14 protein-coding genes and 1 riboswitch are annotated in these 15329 nt (G+C 51.5%); of the genes, 10 read left to right on the plus strand and 4 right to left on the minus strand.

Annotated features, from left to right (window positions below; translation table 11 throughout):
* Nucleotides 1–25: 25 nt before the first annotated feature.
* The 6 genes from ACP7IZ_RS09985 (at nt 26) to gcvP (ending at nt 8882) form a co-directional block, all read left to right on the plus strand.
* On the plus strand, nt 26–2452 hold the full coding sequence (locus ACP7IZ_RS09985; RefSeq protein WP_426848973.1) for a tetratricopeptide repeat protein: 2427 nt from the start codon (nt 26–28) through the stop codon (nt 2450–2452).
* A 154-nt stretch (nt 2453–2606) separates the two neighbouring features.
* Nucleotides 2607–3074 carry an adenosylmethionine decarboxylase gene (speD, locus tag ACP7IZ_RS09990; RefSeq protein WP_035352291.1) on the plus strand — a complete coding sequence of 156 codons (468 nt, stop codon included), beginning with the start codon at nt 2607–2609 and terminating at the stop codon, nt 3072–3074.
* A gap of 111 nt (nt 3075–3185) precedes the next feature.
* Complete coding sequence (speE, locus tag ACP7IZ_RS09995; protein WP_426848974.1) at nt 3186–4058, plus strand: polyamine aminopropyltransferase; 873 nt, start codon at nt 3186–3188, stop codon at nt 4056–4058.
* 52 nt (nt 4059–4110) lie between these two features.
* Nucleotides 4111–4196, plus strand: a riboswitch (glycine riboswitch).
* 159 nt (nt 4197–4355) lie between these two features.
* Nucleotides 4356–5492 (plus strand): glycine cleavage system aminomethyltransferase GcvT, encoded by a 1137-nt coding sequence (gcvT, locus tag ACP7IZ_RS10000; RefSeq protein WP_426848975.1) that lies wholly within the window; start codon nt 4356–4358, stop codon nt 5490–5492.
* Nucleotides 5493–5535: 43 nt separating this feature from the next.
* Nucleotides 5536–5901: a glycine cleavage system protein GcvH gene (gcvH, locus tag ACP7IZ_RS10005; protein WP_150178492.1), complete on the plus strand. Its 366-nt coding sequence runs from the start codon at nt 5536–5538 to the stop codon at nt 5899–5901.
* A gap of 20 nt (nt 5902–5921) precedes the next feature.
* A complete protein-coding gene (gene gcvP / locus ACP7IZ_RS10010; protein ID WP_426848976.1) occupies nt 5922–8882 on the plus strand; it encodes an aminomethyl-transferring glycine dehydrogenase in 2961 nt (986 codons plus the stop codon).
* A gap of 166 nt (nt 8883–9048) precedes the next feature.
* Here the strand turns inward: gcvP and ACP7IZ_RS10015 are convergent, their stop codons facing one another.
* From ACP7IZ_RS10015 to ACP7IZ_RS10030, 4 genes are all read right to left on the minus strand, one after another.
* Complete coding sequence (locus ACP7IZ_RS10015; protein ID WP_426848977.1) at nt 9049–9822, minus strand: CHAP domain-containing protein; 774 nt, start codon at nt 9820–9822, stop codon at nt 9049–9051.
* A gap of 294 nt (nt 9823–10116) precedes the next feature.
* Nucleotides 10117–10467, minus strand: a complete 351-nt coding sequence (locus ACP7IZ_RS10020; protein WP_003624223.1) for a RidA family protein — start codon at nt 10465–10467, stop codon at nt 10117–10119.
* A gap of 88 nt (nt 10468–10555) precedes the next feature.
* The gene (locus ACP7IZ_RS10025) at nt 10556–11206 is read right to left on the minus strand and encodes a nucleotidyltransferase family protein (RefSeq protein WP_426848978.1); all 651 of its coding nucleotides are present in this window, start codon (nt 11204–11206) and stop codon (nt 10556–10558) included.
* A complete protein-coding gene (locus ACP7IZ_RS10030; protein ID WP_426848979.1) occupies nt 11200–12291 on the minus strand; it encodes an XdhC family protein in 1092 nt (363 codons plus the stop codon). Before ACP7IZ_RS10030 ends, ACP7IZ_RS10025 begins: the two co-directional genes overlap by 7 nt.
* Before the next feature lie 115 nt (nt 12292–12406).
* Between ACP7IZ_RS10030 and ACP7IZ_RS10035 the strand changes: the two genes are divergently transcribed.
* From ACP7IZ_RS10035 to ACP7IZ_RS10050, 4 genes are all read left to right on the plus strand, one after another.
* Nucleotides 12407–12829: a host attachment protein gene (locus tag ACP7IZ_RS10035; RefSeq protein WP_003631043.1), complete on the plus strand. Its 423-nt coding sequence runs from the start codon at nt 12407–12409 to the stop codon at nt 12827–12829.
* A 116-nt stretch (nt 12830–12945) separates the two neighbouring features.
* On the plus strand, nt 12946–13617 hold the full coding sequence (locus ACP7IZ_RS10040; protein ID WP_426848981.1) for an MBL fold metallo-hydrolase: 672 nt from the start codon (nt 12946–12948) through the stop codon (nt 13615–13617).
* Nucleotides 13614–14144 carry a DUF192 domain-containing protein gene (locus ACP7IZ_RS10045; protein ID WP_035352237.1) on the plus strand — a complete coding sequence of 177 codons (531 nt, stop codon included), beginning with the start codon at nt 13614–13616 and terminating at the stop codon, nt 14142–14144. Before ACP7IZ_RS10040 ends, ACP7IZ_RS10045 begins: the two co-directional genes overlap by 4 nt.
* A gap of 84 nt (nt 14145–14228) precedes the next feature.
* The gene (locus tag ACP7IZ_RS10050) at nt 14229–15203 is read left to right on the plus strand and encodes an NAD-dependent epimerase/dehydratase family protein (protein WP_426848982.1); all 975 of its coding nucleotides are present in this window, start codon (nt 14229–14231) and stop codon (nt 15201–15203) included.
* Nucleotides 15204–15329 lie beyond the last annotated feature (126 nt).

A 15329-nucleotide genomic window follows, 5' to 3' on the forward strand; every position in this document is an offset into this window, starting at 1 on the left:
TAGCACAGGCCGTGGCTCCTTTGTCATGCAGGCCGTATGCTGCCAAAAGCAGCGTTGCAGCACGTTTGAGGTTGGAGAAGATGTGGCAACAGGTAAATCCGTAATGGGCAGATATATGTGCGGAATGCTTTTCGCCTATTTGTTGCTGCCTACGTTGCCGGCTGTAGCGGGTGAAGATGGCCTGCATGCGCTTCCCGTTCCCGCAGTGCAGGAGGAATCTCTCGATGGCCAGCAAGGGGCATCTCTTTTTCTGCCTATAGGAGCGGAGGTTGCCCTTGCGGCTTTCTGGTCTGGGTCTGATTTGCTGATCGTGGCAGACCGTCCCGTGACTTCGTTAGTTCATAATTTTACGGGGCAGGGTATATTTGCAGATACGGATGTGACGGTTCTGGAATACGCTACTGTTTTGCGCGTTCATGTACCGTCTCATCCACATATTGCGTTACATAAAAAGCTGGATGGCTGGTTGCTGGAACAGCTTCCAAAAGGCGATACAGGTAGCGTAAGGCCTGCACCGCCTGCGGTTATGATGCCAGAAGCCGTTCTGTTTCCACAAAAACAGTCTGGGCACGCTATCTCGTTTCCAGATCCGACAACTGGCGCACGTTTGCTGATAACGCCGTCTGTCATGGAAACGGGATATCGCTCTTCTTATCGGGCCATAGGGTATGGTGTGCGAGATTCTGCCCAAGGTGTTGTCGTGGCGGCGGATTCATCACAAATCAGATTAGATGCTGTTGCAGATAAAGGCGTGTTCCTCTCTGCTATAGGGCTGGATGCTTTGCCTGTAGGGCAGGGAACAGCAGAGACAGTGCTACCGGAAGGTGGGTTAGACTGGTTCTGGCTAGGGTTGCATGCTGCACCAGTTGCCATTTTACAAAAGAACTGGCTTAGCGCGAAGGTTGACGCCGAAAAAGCACCACCTTCTTTACGATGGCCTGCGCAGGTTGCTGCTGCACGTGCTGCTTTTGTAGCCGGGTATCCAGCAGATGCATGGCGTCTGGTAAAAAATATGCCTCAGCGGTCTGAACCGGGAGGCCCCCCAACGGGAGTGCTCTTTCTGCGGGCCTGTGCAGCGTTATTAAGCCATGATGTGGATGCTGCGGCATCCGTTCTGGCGCAGATGGATGGTGCCCCTCCAGAACTGGAAATATGGCACGCATTGTATCTTATGATGAGTGGCGCAAACAGCAAAGATGCTTCTGTTTTGCTTGCGCGTCATTACGAACAGATTCTGCGCTATCCACAACCGCTGCGTGATCTGCTCCTTCCACAAGTTACAAATTATATCGCGCGTTATGGTGCGGATGAAGCCGCTCTGATTTTGGAGCCTTTACCCAGTGATGGCGTTTATGATCTTGCACGTGCGCGCATGCAGGATCGTGAAGGGAATGCAGAAACTGCACGGGTTACGCTGGAAAATCTAACGGCTGCGGCAGATCCAGAAAAAGCCGCTTATGCGCGTGCAGATCTGGTGAATTTTCTGTTGCAGCACGATCAGATTGCTGCGGCCATGGCTGCCGAGAGCTTTCAAAACCTTCTTGATGGAAAAGAAGGCGTTGGAAAGCTTGCGCCTACTGCTCGGGCATATACCAGTTTGTTATTATCTACAGCACTTGTACAATGTGGTCGGGCACGGCAGGCTTTAGCTGTGCTGGGCGGGCTTTCTGCCTCTGCACAAACGCCACATGACAGGTTGGAGGCTGTGCGACGGCAGGCTTTGTATGTGCTTGTGTTTAATACCTTGCCATCCGGTAAAGCTGTGAGCGGAGAGGATGGGGCGTTATCCGCAGAGCAACGGGTGCATATTTTGCAGACCCAATTGCCTTTACTGGAAGATAATACATCTAAGGCAAAACTGTTAAGAGGTTACGGAACGCTTCTATTGCAGATAGGGCAAGCCGAGGCTGCTGTTATGGCGTTCAAACAAGCCGTTGTGTTGACGGCTGATCCGGTAGCGCGCGCAGAAATACAGGAGCAGATTGTTCAGGCAGCTTTCAAGGCGGGAAATGTGAATGCCGCCATGGAAGCATTGGAACAAAGCACTGTTCCCGGCTTGCCGGAGGATATGGCTGCCCGCCGCCATTATGATGAAGCGCATCTTGCGCTTACAAAAGGGGATAGAGCTGGTGCATTGGCCTTGCTGGCGGATGATGAATCCGACACCGGTTTAGAGCTGCGCGGGCAATTGTATGAGCAAGGCAAGCAATGGGCGGATGCTGTGCGCGTAGTAGGCCGCTTGGCCAGCCGTGCTTTACCAGAAACAGGGCCTTTAACAGAACCGCAGCAAGACCTTGCCATGCAGCTTGCCACCGATTCTGCCGCTGCACACGATGCAGATACCTTACAACGTTTAAAGGCTTGGTTAGCCGGGCGAACGCTGGGAAAAGAGCGCGATCGTCAGCTTGACATGCTTGTGAAACAAACTGTGCATTATTCTACAGAGCGTTGATTATTCTGTATTTTGGGGTGGCGTGTTTCTGAAAAATTTATGAAACACGTAAATAATGCTTGCAACGCAGGCGCAGGGGTCTTACCAAGCGCGCTCTTGGCCCAAGGGGGCAATTTTTGCCCAACAGGCTGTCTACTGGTTTGGGGGTACGTCTATGAACGCACTTGCTCAACTGGGGATGGTCTCGGAACACCCGAGCAATAACCAGGCATTTTCTGTTCCGGTCTCGTCTGCTGACGAAGAGCGTAAAGATTACTTCGTCGAAAAGAATGGCGAGAAGTTTGCAGGTACTCACCTGCTTGTCGATATGTGGGGCGCCACAAATCTGGATGATCCAGAAAAGATCGACACAACACTGTGCGAAGCAGCGCGTGCTGCCGGGGCTACAATCCTGCACAGTCATTTCCATCATTTTTCACCCAATGGGGGTGTTTCTGGCGTGGTGGTGCTGGCTGAAAGCCATATTTCCATTCACACATGGCCAGAACGCAACTTTGCTGCGGTGGACATCTTTATGTGTGGTGCGTGTGATCCGCACCTGTCCATCCCTGTTATGCAGCGTCTCTTTCAGGCCAAACGGCTTGAGGTGGATGAAGAACGCCGTGGTCGCGTGGTCGCCTAAAGGCTGTTTTTCTTAAAGTTGTAAAACTCTGTTTGATTGTCGTGCTGATACAGTTCTGCAAAAGGGCTGTATCAGTGCGGCCCATTACGTATGTGGGAAGATAAGGCTGGTATGGCTGAAACATGGATTGAAGAAACCCTATACGATAACTGGGGGCAGCATTTCCGTGTGGTAAAGGAACTGGCCCGCACGCGAAGCCCGTTTCAGGATATTGTTGTTTTTGAAAGTGAATCCCACGGTCGTGTGCTCATGCTGGATGGCGTGGTGCAGATTACCGAAAAGGATGAATTTGTTTATCAGGAAATGCTCACGCATGTTCCGTTGTTTACCCACCCCAACCCGAAAAATGTGCTGATTATTGGCGCGGGGGATGGCGGGGTACTGCGCCGCGTTCTGGAACATCCCGGCATCGAAAAAGCTGTGATGGTGGAAATTGATGGTGCTGTTATAGAACTTTCAAAACAGCATCTGCCATCTATTGCCGGTGATGCGTGGAATAATCCGCGGGCAGAAGTAATTGTGGGGGATGGAATAGATTACGTTGCCCGCGCAGCTGATGCCTCGTTTGACGTGATTATTGTTGATAGTACAGACCCGATAGGTGTGGGCGAAGTGCTGTTTACAGATTCATTTTACGAACATTGCGCACGTATCCTTACCGCCGAAGGGCTGATTGTAAACCAGTGCGGTGTGCCGTTTATGCAGGCGGATGAACTGCATGAAACCAGTGTGCGGCGTGCAAAATTTTTCCCGCATGTGTCTGCCTATGTGGCCGCTGTGCCAACCTATGTAGGTGGGTTTATGACACTGGGGATCGCCAGCAAAGGCCGCAACCTGCAAGCGCAGAATGTAGAGCGGGTGCGTGCCCGTGCTCAGGAAGCCGGCATTTTGGAAAAAACCCAGTACTGGACGCCTGAAATCCACGTAGGTTCGTTTAATCTGCCGCCTTATATTGCCCAGCATTTGCCTAAAGCTGCGGGGTAATACGCATAATAGGGGCCGTGATTGACTTGAAAGCGAAATGATGTCACGGTTCCTTAACGCAGAGGGAGAGACTGGCTTAGCCAGCGCCGAAGGAGCAACCGCCCCGGAAACTCTCAGGCAGAAGGACCCTGCGTTTTAAAACTTCTGGAGAGAGGTGCAATCGCACCCGCCGACGGGATAGCGATCTCAGGCAAAAGCACAGAAGGGGCAGCGGATTATATAATCCGGAGCCTCGTGTTGTGCTGATGTGTTTGTCAGATTGCAGTGGGTTCCGGCCTTTTTGGCAAGGCGGCGTGCATGGGCACCGATACTCTCCTTCATACTCCCCTCTATTCATTGCATGAAGAATCCGGCGGCAAAATGGTGCCGTTTGCGGGTTATGCCATGCCTTTGCAGTATGCAGATGGCATTATGGCCGAACATCGGCATGTGCGTGAGCATGTTGGTCTGTTTGATGTTTCCCATATGGGGCAAGTGCTGCTGCGCCCGCGTTCGGGGGATGTAGATGATGCGGCTCTGGCGCTGGAAAAACTGGTGCCAGCAGATATTGCCGCCCTTAAACATGGCCGCCAGCGTTATACTCAGTTCACTAATGCCGAAGGTGGTATTCTGGATGATCTGATGGTGGCGCGTCTGGAAGATGGTCTTCTGCTGGTTGTTAACGCCGCATGTAAGGAAGCCGATCTTGAGCTTCTGCAATCTGCACTGGTGGCAGAATGCGTTGTAGAGCCGCAGGAAGACCGCGCGTTGCTTGCCTTGCAGGGGCCAGAAGCTGAACAAGTTTTGGCAGCGTTTGCCGAAGATGTGCGCAAGATGGTGTTCATGGATGTGCGCACGCTGGATGTAGATGGTGCCCGCTGCGTTATCTCTCGTTCCGGCTATACGGGAGAAGATGGGTTTGAAATTTCTGTTTCCGCTAAGGATGCAGATCGGGTTGCCCGTAAATTGCTAGAACAGCCAAACGTCAAACTGATTGGCTTAGGTGCCCGAGACAGTCTGCGGCTTGAAGCCGGGCTGTGCCTGTATGGGGCGGATATTGATACAACCACCACTCCGGTTGAGGCCGCGCTTGAATGGTCTATCCAGAAGTCTCGCCGCAATGGTGGTGCGCGTGCAGGTGGTTTTCCGGGCGCCGATATTATTCTTGGCCAGCTTGAAAATGGTGTAAGCCGCCGCCGCGTTGGGTTACGACCGGAGGGGCGTGCGCCTGTGCGTCATGATGCACCTTTATATGCAGATGCAGAATTTGCCACGCATATCGGCAAGGTAACGTCTGGTGCATTTGGCCCCACAGTGGGTGGCCCGGTGGCGATGGGCTATGTGGCAAGCAATGATACCCAAATAGGGCACACCATTTTTGCTGAATTGCGGGGGCGTTCCGTACCTTCCGTCGTGAGCACACTGCCTTTTGTGCCAGCGCATTTCAAACGCTAGGCCATGGATACATTAATTTACGCTTAACTGGAGAAATTGAGAAATGACCCTGTATTTCACAAAAGAACACGAATGGCTGCGCGTTGAGGGTGAAACAGCAACCGTGGGCATCACTCGCCATGCGGCTGATGAACTGGGTGAACTGGTGTTTATTGAAGCCCGCCCATCTGGCACGGAAGTAAAAGCTGGGGAATCCATTGCAGTTGTGGAATCCGTTAAGGCGGCTTCCGATATTTATGCGCCAGTTGATGGTGAGGTTCTGGAAAGCAATGCAGCACTGGCTGATGATCCAGCACGGGTAAGCTCTGACCCCGAAGGCGAAGGTTGGATTGTCAAATTCCGCGTTGCTAATCCCGATCAGCTTTCCGGGCTGATGGATGCCGCAGCATATGCAGCTTTTGTAGGCTGATTTCTGCCTGATTGGAAAAAATGGCCTGTTCCAGACAGGCCTTGTTCAGGAAAAATTTCTGCATGTTCTCCCTTGCTCCCGGTTCGGATGCGCGTTCCCAACAGAATATTAAAGCTCTTCCCGCTTTTGCTGCCTTAAAAGCCGAAGGTGAGGCGTTTGCTACGCGCCACATTGGCCCGACTGCGGCAGATCAGGCCGAAATGCTGCGTGTTGTTGGTGCGGCCTCTTTGGATGATCTGATAGATCAGACACTTCCTGCTTCCATTCGTGCCACGCAGCCTTTGGGGCTTGGTGCCGGATGGACGGAAACACAGGTTCTTGCACGCCTGCGTGAACTGGCCGGACAAAATCAGGTTATGACATCCCTGATCGGGCAAGGGTATTACGGTACGGTGCTGCCCGCTGTTATCCAGCGGAATATTCTGGAAAATCCGGCTTGGTACACAGCATACACGCCATATCAGCCAGAAATCAGCCAAGGGCGTCTGGAAGCCCTGCTGAACTTCCAAACCATGATTACAGAGCTGACAGGGTTGGATATCGCCAACTCTTCTCTGTTGGATGAAGCAACAGCAGCGGCAGAAGCCATGGCGTTGGCTCGCCGGGTTGCAACCTCTAAGTCCACCGTCTTTTTTGTAGATGCAGAATGTCTCCCGCAGACAATTGCTGTGTTGAAAACCCGTGCAGAGCCTATGGGCATTACGCTCCAGATTGGGCAGCCCGAAACAGATTTGGATGCCCAAAACGTATTTGGGGCTATTTTCCAATATCCCGGCACATCCGGCCAGATTGCAAACCCGCAAAAGCAGATAGAAAGCCTGCATGCCGCGGGGGGTATTGCTGTTATGGCGGCAGATCCGCTGGCTTTAACGTTGCTGGCTTCTCCCGGTGAACTGGGGGCGGATATTGCCATTGGTTCTACCCAGCGCTTTGGTATTCCCATGGGGTATGGTGGGCCGCATGCAGCTTATATGGCTGTGCGGGATGCCTATAAACGGAGCATGCCGGGGCGTTTGGTTGGGGTATCGGTTGATAGCGCTGGGCGTCCGGCTTATCGTCTCGCCCTGCAAACGCGTGAACAGCATATCCGGCGTGAAAAGGCGACATCCAATATCTGCACGGCGCAGGTGTTGCTGGCTGTTATTGCAGGCATGTATGCCGTTTATCATGGTCCAGAAGGTCTGAAGGCGATTGCACAGCGCATTCATGGTCTGGCTGCTACACTGGGCGCTGGTTTGCGCGCACTGGGCGTTACTGTTGAAACAACCACATTTTTTGACACGCTGACGGTGAATGTAGGTGAAGGCGCTGTTGATCTTCTGGAGCGTGCGCGTTCTGCCGGCATGAATCTGCGCAATGCAGGGAATGGCCGTATTGGCATCAGTCTGGATGAAACCAGCACGCCGGAAACCGTTTACGCTGTATGGTCTGTTTTTTGCGCTGAACACGGGCATGTAGAAAAAATGGCGCAGGCGCTTGGAGCGGCTTCCACAGCATTGCCTGAGGGTGTGCGCCGGCAGTCTGGCTATATGGCGCTGCCTGTGTTCCGCTCCTGTAGTTCAGAAACGGATATGCTGCGTTACCTGCGGCGCTTGTCAGATAAGGATCTGGCGTTGGATCGGACAATGATTCCGCTGGGTTCTTGCACCATGAAGCTGAACGCCACGGTGGAAATGCTGCCCATTACGTGGTCTGGTTTTTGTGACATTCATCCGTTTGCACCGGCAGATCAGGCAAAAGGGTATCAGGTTCTTTTGCAGGATCTGGAAAAGTGGCTGTGTGCTATCAGCGGTTATGATGCTGTTTCCTTCCAACCTAATTCTGGCGCACAGGGAGAATATGCAGGTTTACTTGTTATTCGTGCGTATCATCAGGGGCGTGGGGAAGGGCATCGGACAGTTTGCCTAATTCCGGCTTCTGCACATGGTACCAACCCAGCATCTGCCCAAATGGCGGGCATGAAGGTTGTGGTGGTAAAGTGTGATGCAGGCGGCAACATTGATCTGGAAGACATGCGTGAGAAAATAAAGGCGCATGCGAATGATCTGGCTGCAGTGATGATCACTTATCCTTCCACTCACGGTGTGTTTGAAGAAAACATGCGTGAAATCTGTGATCTGGTGCACGCAGCCGGTGGGCAGGTATATGTGGATGGTGCCAACATGAATGCTCAGGTTGGACTTGCACGCCCGGCAGATTACGGTGGGGATGTTAGCCACTTTAACCTGCATAAAACTTTCTGCATTCCACATGGTGGCGGTGGCCCGGGTATGGGGCCAATTGGTGTGCGGGCGCATTTGGCACCTTATCTGCCCGGAAACCCGGCAGATGTAGCTGTTTCTATGGCTGTAAGTGCTGCTCCTTTTGGATCAGCTTCTATTCTACCGATCTCATGGGCTTATATTCGCTTAATGGGGGATGAAGGCCTAAAACGGGCTACGCAGGTGGCTATTCTGAACGCCAATTATATTGTGAGCCGCCTGAAAGATGCTTACCCTGTGCTTTACGAAGGGGCACACGGGCGCGTTGCGCATGAATGTATTCTGGATTTGCGCCCGATCAAGAATACAACAGGCGTTACTGTGGATGATATGTCCAAGCGTTTGGTGGATTACGGTTTTCACGCGCCAACAGTTAGCTTTCCGGTGGCCGGCACATTCATGATCGAGCCAACCGAATCTGAAGGAAAAGCGGAGCTGGATCGTTTTTGCGATGCCATGCTGGCTATACGTGAGGAAGTGCGTGCAGTTGAAAGTGGTAAGGTTACGGCGGAAGATGCAGTGTTGCGTCATGCCCCTCATACAGGCCTTGCACTAACTGCAACGGAATGGACGCATCCTTATACACGGCAGGAAGCGTGTTTCCCCGGTAATGTGCAGCTTTCTACCAAATATTGGCCACCTGTAGGCCGAATTGACAACGTATATGGTGACAGAAACCTAGTTTGCTCTTGCCCAGATATTGCTGAATGGATGGAATAAGCTAACCGTTTCTGAGGGTTACTAAGAAAGGGGAGCAACCAAAGGAGGTTGCTCCCCTTTCTTTATGCTCTGCGCAAGAATTTCCTGTTATGGAAAAGGCAATAAAAAACGCCCGGCAAAGCCGAGCGTTGAAAAGAAGATTCTACAAAGAAACTAAAGGTTGGTTTCAGTTGTTATCATCAAAGGCAATATTCGGATCTTCCTGACCAGCAGAGATCTGGCGAGGTGTTGCCGGAGCCTGTGCCAGCTGTGTGGTAGTGCCTTTCTTGGCCCATGCCGTCATAACTTCCTGCTGCATGTTCCGTTCTGCACCAGGGTGGCGTGCATAAATAAAGCCGTAAGTTGGATAGATGGACCCGAAACCACCAGAATGATTGTTAAGGGCTACACGAACGGCAGACCAATCATTGTTTGGAGAAACGTCAATCACGGCTACGTTGCGGCTGATGCCTGCCTGTGCCCAGTGTGACTGATCAATCATAATGGTGCGGTTATCTACAACATTGCGCACAACAGCAACATGGCCCAAAGGCATGCGGCGTGTTGCACGGAAGTTCAGCACACTACCTGCTTCTGGTGCATGGCCACGGTCATAAACGCCACTTGCGTTATGCCACCAATCACGCGCATTGCCATGCAGCACCACTTCAGATGCAGATTTGGCATAAGCAACGCACTGAATAACGTGCCCACCATAATACCCGGAGCGATAACGCCCCGCAGCTGGGTGCCAGCGGCCCCCTGCGTATCGGCCTGCCGCATGGCCAGATGCAGAAAATACAATTTTATGCACACCGCTATGGTGGGCGGCTGCATGATGGGTGCGGGCAGATGCAGAAGCAGTAAAGGCAGAAACGGACAGAAAAGACAAAACGGCCAGCTTCAGTTTGAAAATTCCGGACCGTCCGTGCCGCATTGTGCTTACCTTTCCTGATCGCATTTGCCGTGAGTTGGGGTACTGCAATGTTCGGGTTCAGGTATTAAACATCCATGCAGATCAGGCAAGCGTTCATTGCGCACCAAAATCGTTAAAGTTACTCTTTGCTTCATTGGTGGGTATCAAAAAGAAAAAATAGGATTTTTATCCTATGTTGCGTCATAAATTCGCCTGATTCCGTTTCATTCCGGCCTTTGTTTAAGAGAATAGGGAACACGCGCCAGTTGGTGATGATTCGGAGGAATGTTGCATGAATGCCACGTTTTCTCACATCACCAACTGGTCAATATTAAAGGCTTATTTTGTGGTGGTGACCATGATTTCCACAAGGATACGTGGGTCAGCCATCACAGCCTGAACACAAGCGCGGGCAGGGGCCATATTTTCTGGCAGCCAAGCGCTCCAGATTTTGTTCAGCTTGTCACGGTCATTAATGTCTTTAACCCAGATCTGAGCTTGCAGAATGCGGGTGTTATCTGTGCCGTGCTGCTCTAGCAGTGTGTCAATCTGTTCCAGCACATCACGTGTCTGGCCTTCAACATCCTGATCCAGATTGCGGGCAACAACACCCTGCGTGAAAATAAAGCCGTGATATTCAACCGCAGCAGAAAGAATGGGGTTGGGGTTAGTGCGTAGAATTTTGCTCATGGTGAGACCTTGTTGAAAAACAGATAAAACGACCGTTCAGTGAAAACTTACGGTCTGTTGTGAATTGTCGGAGGGTGTGTCCGTCTGGTCAACTGCCAGGAAAAGCCATCTGCCGATATATTTTCAGCCGTTCTGGCGTATCAAAATCAACCAGTTCGGTAGAATTGGCTGGAATGAGGCGTATATCAGCGCCCAGACTGCGCAAAACAGCCCGCCCGCCCTGATCTCCTGTAATCTGGAGCAACTTACTGAATTGTGATGGATTCCAGACAACAGGATTTCCAGCCTTGCCGTCTCGTAACGGTGCGGTGGCGGCAGGAGCATATTGATTCTGGTTCTCCAACAGTGTGTTTAGCAGCGTTGTAGAAACCAGAGGCATGTCGCCCAGACACATAAGCAGGCTTTGTGCATTTCCTGATCGAGCAGCCTGAACACCTGCATGCAGAGAAGCGGCAAGGCCCAAACGCGCATTCAAAACAGTTTGTAGTTGCAGCCTTTCTGCTTTCAGGGCGTGGGAGAAGTGCGCGTGCACAACGGTTTCAAGCTCTGGCTGGTCTGGCGGTAGAAGGGCCAGAACAGTTTCAGCTTTGCTGTTGAGAATATTTTTGAGTGTCTGCACCAGCATAGGTTGCCCGGTAGCGTCCGGAGCCAATAATTTGTTGGCTGGGGCAGTACGGGCAGAACGGCCTGCGCATAGCACGCAGGCCCATGTTCCTGGCAGAAACGCAGGTTTTACCATCCGCGAATGTCTGACAAGGGAGCATGGCGGCGGGTGGCAACAATTTCCGCCATAATGGAAAGAGCAATTTCCTCAGCTCCCACTGCGCCAATAGCTAAGCCAACTGGGCCGCGTATGCGTTTGAGGTCCTGCTCGGTAAAGCCAAGAGTTTGCAAGCGTTGCAACCGGCTCGCCTGTGTTTTGCGAGACCCCAAAGCACCAATATAAAAAGCTGGGCTTTTTAGGGCTGCTTCAAGTGTTGGGTCATCGAGTTTGGCATCATGCGTCAGGGTTACGATGGCAGTCATGCTATCAACCCCCAAGGCTTCCAGAGCGTCATCCGGCCATTCTGTAATAAGGGTGCTTCCACTTTCCAGCCCCGGAAAGCGGTCTGCTGTCGCCAGTGCTTCACGCGGGTCTATGACGATGGGAGAAAAGCCGGTGATCTGCGCCAGGCGAGCAAGATACTGTGCGATATGCACTGCTCCCACTATAAGAAGCCGAGGTGGCGGAATAATGGGTTGCACAAACCATTTTTGCCCAAGAGCCTCTTCTATTGCTGCGCAACGCCCGTCTTGGAGCTGGTGGAAGGCAACTTCTTTCACGAATGGTGGAAGCTCTTCAAAAGTGCTTTTTTGGTGTTCCTGCGCAAGAATGTGCTGCTTACCATCTAAGCTGCGCACCAATACTGCGGCTTTTCGAGCGGCTTGAAGATCACATATCTGCTCTAGCAGGTGTAGCGGCCATGTTCCGGTTGGGCAGGCAGGGCTTTGAACGGCTTCTACCATAACATCCAGTGTGCCTCCGCAGGCCAACCCGACTTCCCATGCCTTGGCACTGCTCACACCATAAGAAAGAACGGTTGGTGCTTGCCCTTCCATAATTTCTTGTGCGTGGAGCATGACATCTGTTTCCACACAGCCGCCACTCACGGAGCCTTCCATAAGGCCATTTTTGCTCATGACCATATTGCTGCCTGGGGGGCGGGGGGAACTACCCCACGTGCCTGTTACGGTTGCAATGGCAACAGCTTGGCCCTGACGGGCCCAGAGCAGAGCATGATCCAGAGGAGTAACAAGTTGGGAAAAGAGGGGTGGAACTGTCATGCCTCAATCCTATATCACTCAGCACGCAGACTGCACATCAGCAGCGCAGCAGCGCTGGTGGTTAAATGTCGCATAATACGGCATGCTGGCAGGCTGATAGAGTGATTTGAAAAGGATGTATTCCATGACGGAAGCAAGAGATGGCCTGGTAGTTTACGTTGTTGCAGATGGTGGCAAAGTGCGTTTTCTGCATGATGCAGAAGGCGAAATGCGCGATGTGCAGGATTTTGATACGCGTGGCCATGAAGGTACGCCGGGTAAAATGCCTTCTGGCTCTACCCCGGCAGATGATGCGAAAGATGCTTTTGCCCGCGTTGTGGCAGACCGCATGAACAGCATGATTGCGCATGGCGGCAAGGTTGATGGGTTTGTAGTGGCTGCTCCGGCACCAATTATTCATGAAATCAAGACGCATCTGAGCAAGCCTGCAACGGCAAAGATTATCAAAACCTTCACCAAGGATCTCACCAACGTGCCTGCGCATGAACTGCGTAAGCACTTTGATATTCCAGAAACTGGCTGGGTGCTGCCTCAATAAGCAGAGCACTTTTGCTGTATAAAAAGCTGCCAGACACTGGTTCTGGCAGCTTTTTTTTGTGTAAAACTCATAAAAGCATTCTTTAGATAATTTATAGAGAACAAGAGGAATAAGGCATGCACGTCAATTACCCGGATATGCAGTTGCGTATCGTGCCGGTTACGCCATTTCGGCAGAATTGCTCTGTTCTGTGGAATGAAAAAACACGTAAAGCCGTTATTGTAGATGCTGGTGGAGACGCGAATGTCCTGCTGGATTTCTTAAAAAAAAATATACTGGAAGTAGAAGCCATTCTGCTCACGCATGGTCATCTGGATCATGCCGGAGGGGTGGCGGCTTTGTGTCGTGGGCTGGAAAATACGCAGGAAACCCGGCCAGATGTCATTGGGCCGAATATTCATGATCAGTTTTTGCTCCAATCCATTGTAGAGCAAGCTCGGCATTTTGGGCTTTCAGATTTAGAAAATGCAGATGTTGACCGTTTCACCCAAGATGGTGAAAGTCTGCACTATCTAGGATGTACATTTCGTGTTGTGCATGTTCCGGGGCATACGCCCGGGCATGTTGTATTTGTGGATGAAAAGGCCCGTTTTGCTTTTGGGGGAGATGTTCTTTTTAGAGGAACAATAGGTAGAACCGATTTTGCATACGGTAATAGCCAACAGCTTATTCAAGGCATAAAGGAAAAACTACTTCCTTTAGGGGATGATATTGTTATCGTGCCTGGGCATGGCGGGCTGACGACATTAGGGGCAGAACGTGCCAGTAATCCATTTCTGCAAAGATGATGGGACCGAGGAGAACAGATAAGGTGCTGACAAAAAAACTGTTGGGGCTGATGGCAGCCTGCATGATCGGCGGTGCCGCGGGTTCTCTCTTACCTGCTTATGCAGAAGAAACGGGAGAGCCAACACACGCTCAGGCTGAATTGCAGCGGGAAGAATTGGCTATAGTTTCCCCAAGTGGGCGGCATGTTTTTTCAGTTGAGTTGGCAAAAACCCCGCGTGAGCAGCAGGTGGGGGAAATGTTCCGCCAGCATCTGCCAGAAAACTCTGGCATGCTTTTTGTGTGGAAGACGCCACAGCAGAGTGACATGTGGATGGAAAATACGCTGATTCCGCTGGATATTGTTTTTATAGATGCGGATCATCGTATTCAGGCCATTACAGAAAATGCAGTGCCACGCAGCTTGGCACGAATCAGCAGTCATGGCCCGGTAGCTGCTACGCTTGAGCTGGCAGGGGGTGTAACTGCCAAGTTTGGCATTACTGTAGGCGATAAGGTGGAAGCACCGTCTTTAGGTAAAAAGCTTTAATCAACAGCCGCTTTTGCGGCTAAGATTCTTGCAGTAATCATGGGTGGGGCCAAAAGGTTGCCCTGCGGCGTGGGGCAATAAATTTTGACACTTTTGGTAACTGGAGCCGCTGGGTTTGTCGGCTTCCATGTCACGCAGGCTCTTTTGGCGCGTGGCGAGCAGGTGATCGGGGTTGATAATCTGAATGGTTATTATAATCCCCAACTCAAGCAGGCGCGCCTTGCTCTGCTTGAGGCGCATCCACAGTTTTCTTTTTATTACTGTGATCTGGATCAGCCAGAAAATTTGCAAGAGCTACAAAAGAAAGCCCCCAATATAGAGGGTATCTTTCATTTTGCAGCGCAAGCAGGTGTGCGCTACTCGTTGAAAGACCCTTATGTCTTTGCAGATTCCAATGTGCGCGGCCATGTGGCGATGCTGGAATTTGCGCGTGAACTGCCAGCTCTAAAGCACTTTGTGTATGCTTCGTCGTCTTCTGTATATGGGCGCAATCGTAAATTACCGTTTTCAGAAACAGATCCTGTAGATCATCCGGGATCTTTTTACGCAGTTACAAAGCGTGCGGCTGAACTGGCATCATCCGCCTATAGCCATCTGTATAATATCCCTCAAACAGGCCTGAGGTTTTTTACGGTGTATGGTCCGTGGGGGCGGCCGGACATGGCTTATTACAGTTTTGCCCGTGCGATTACGGAGGGGCGGGATGTTACCCTTTATGAGGGAGCATCTTTGGCACGGGATTTCACATATATTGATGATGTGGTTGCCGCAGTGCTGGCAGTGTACGAACAGGCACCCCCAGCAGCAGAACCACGTGTGCTTAATATAGGGAACCATCACCCAGAACCGGTGAAGTATTTGGTGGAGCTGTTGGAGCAGGCTTTGGGGCGTAAAGCTGCAATCCGTTATCTGCCGCGTCCTGAATCTGATGTGGAAAAGACATGGGCCGATATTACGGCCATTCAGCAGTTAACAGGATGGGCCCCGCAAACCACATTGGAAGATGGTATTCCTGAGTTTACGCGTTGGTTTCAGGATTGTGGGCAAAATTTCAGTTGATCTGATTCGGATAACGGAATCGGTTTTTCATAAGGATATTGTTTATTTTCAGCTAGTTACATTTTTTTTGGGGATGGGTGTTGACGACGTATGTTTATGGGGTGTAGAAGCTGCTTCACCGAGACG

The organism is Acetobacter sp. AAB5 (assembly GCF_050106715.1).
GTDB classification, from domain to species: domain Bacteria; phylum Pseudomonadota; class Alphaproteobacteria; order Acetobacterales; family Acetobacteraceae; genus Acetobacter; species Acetobacter oryzifermentans.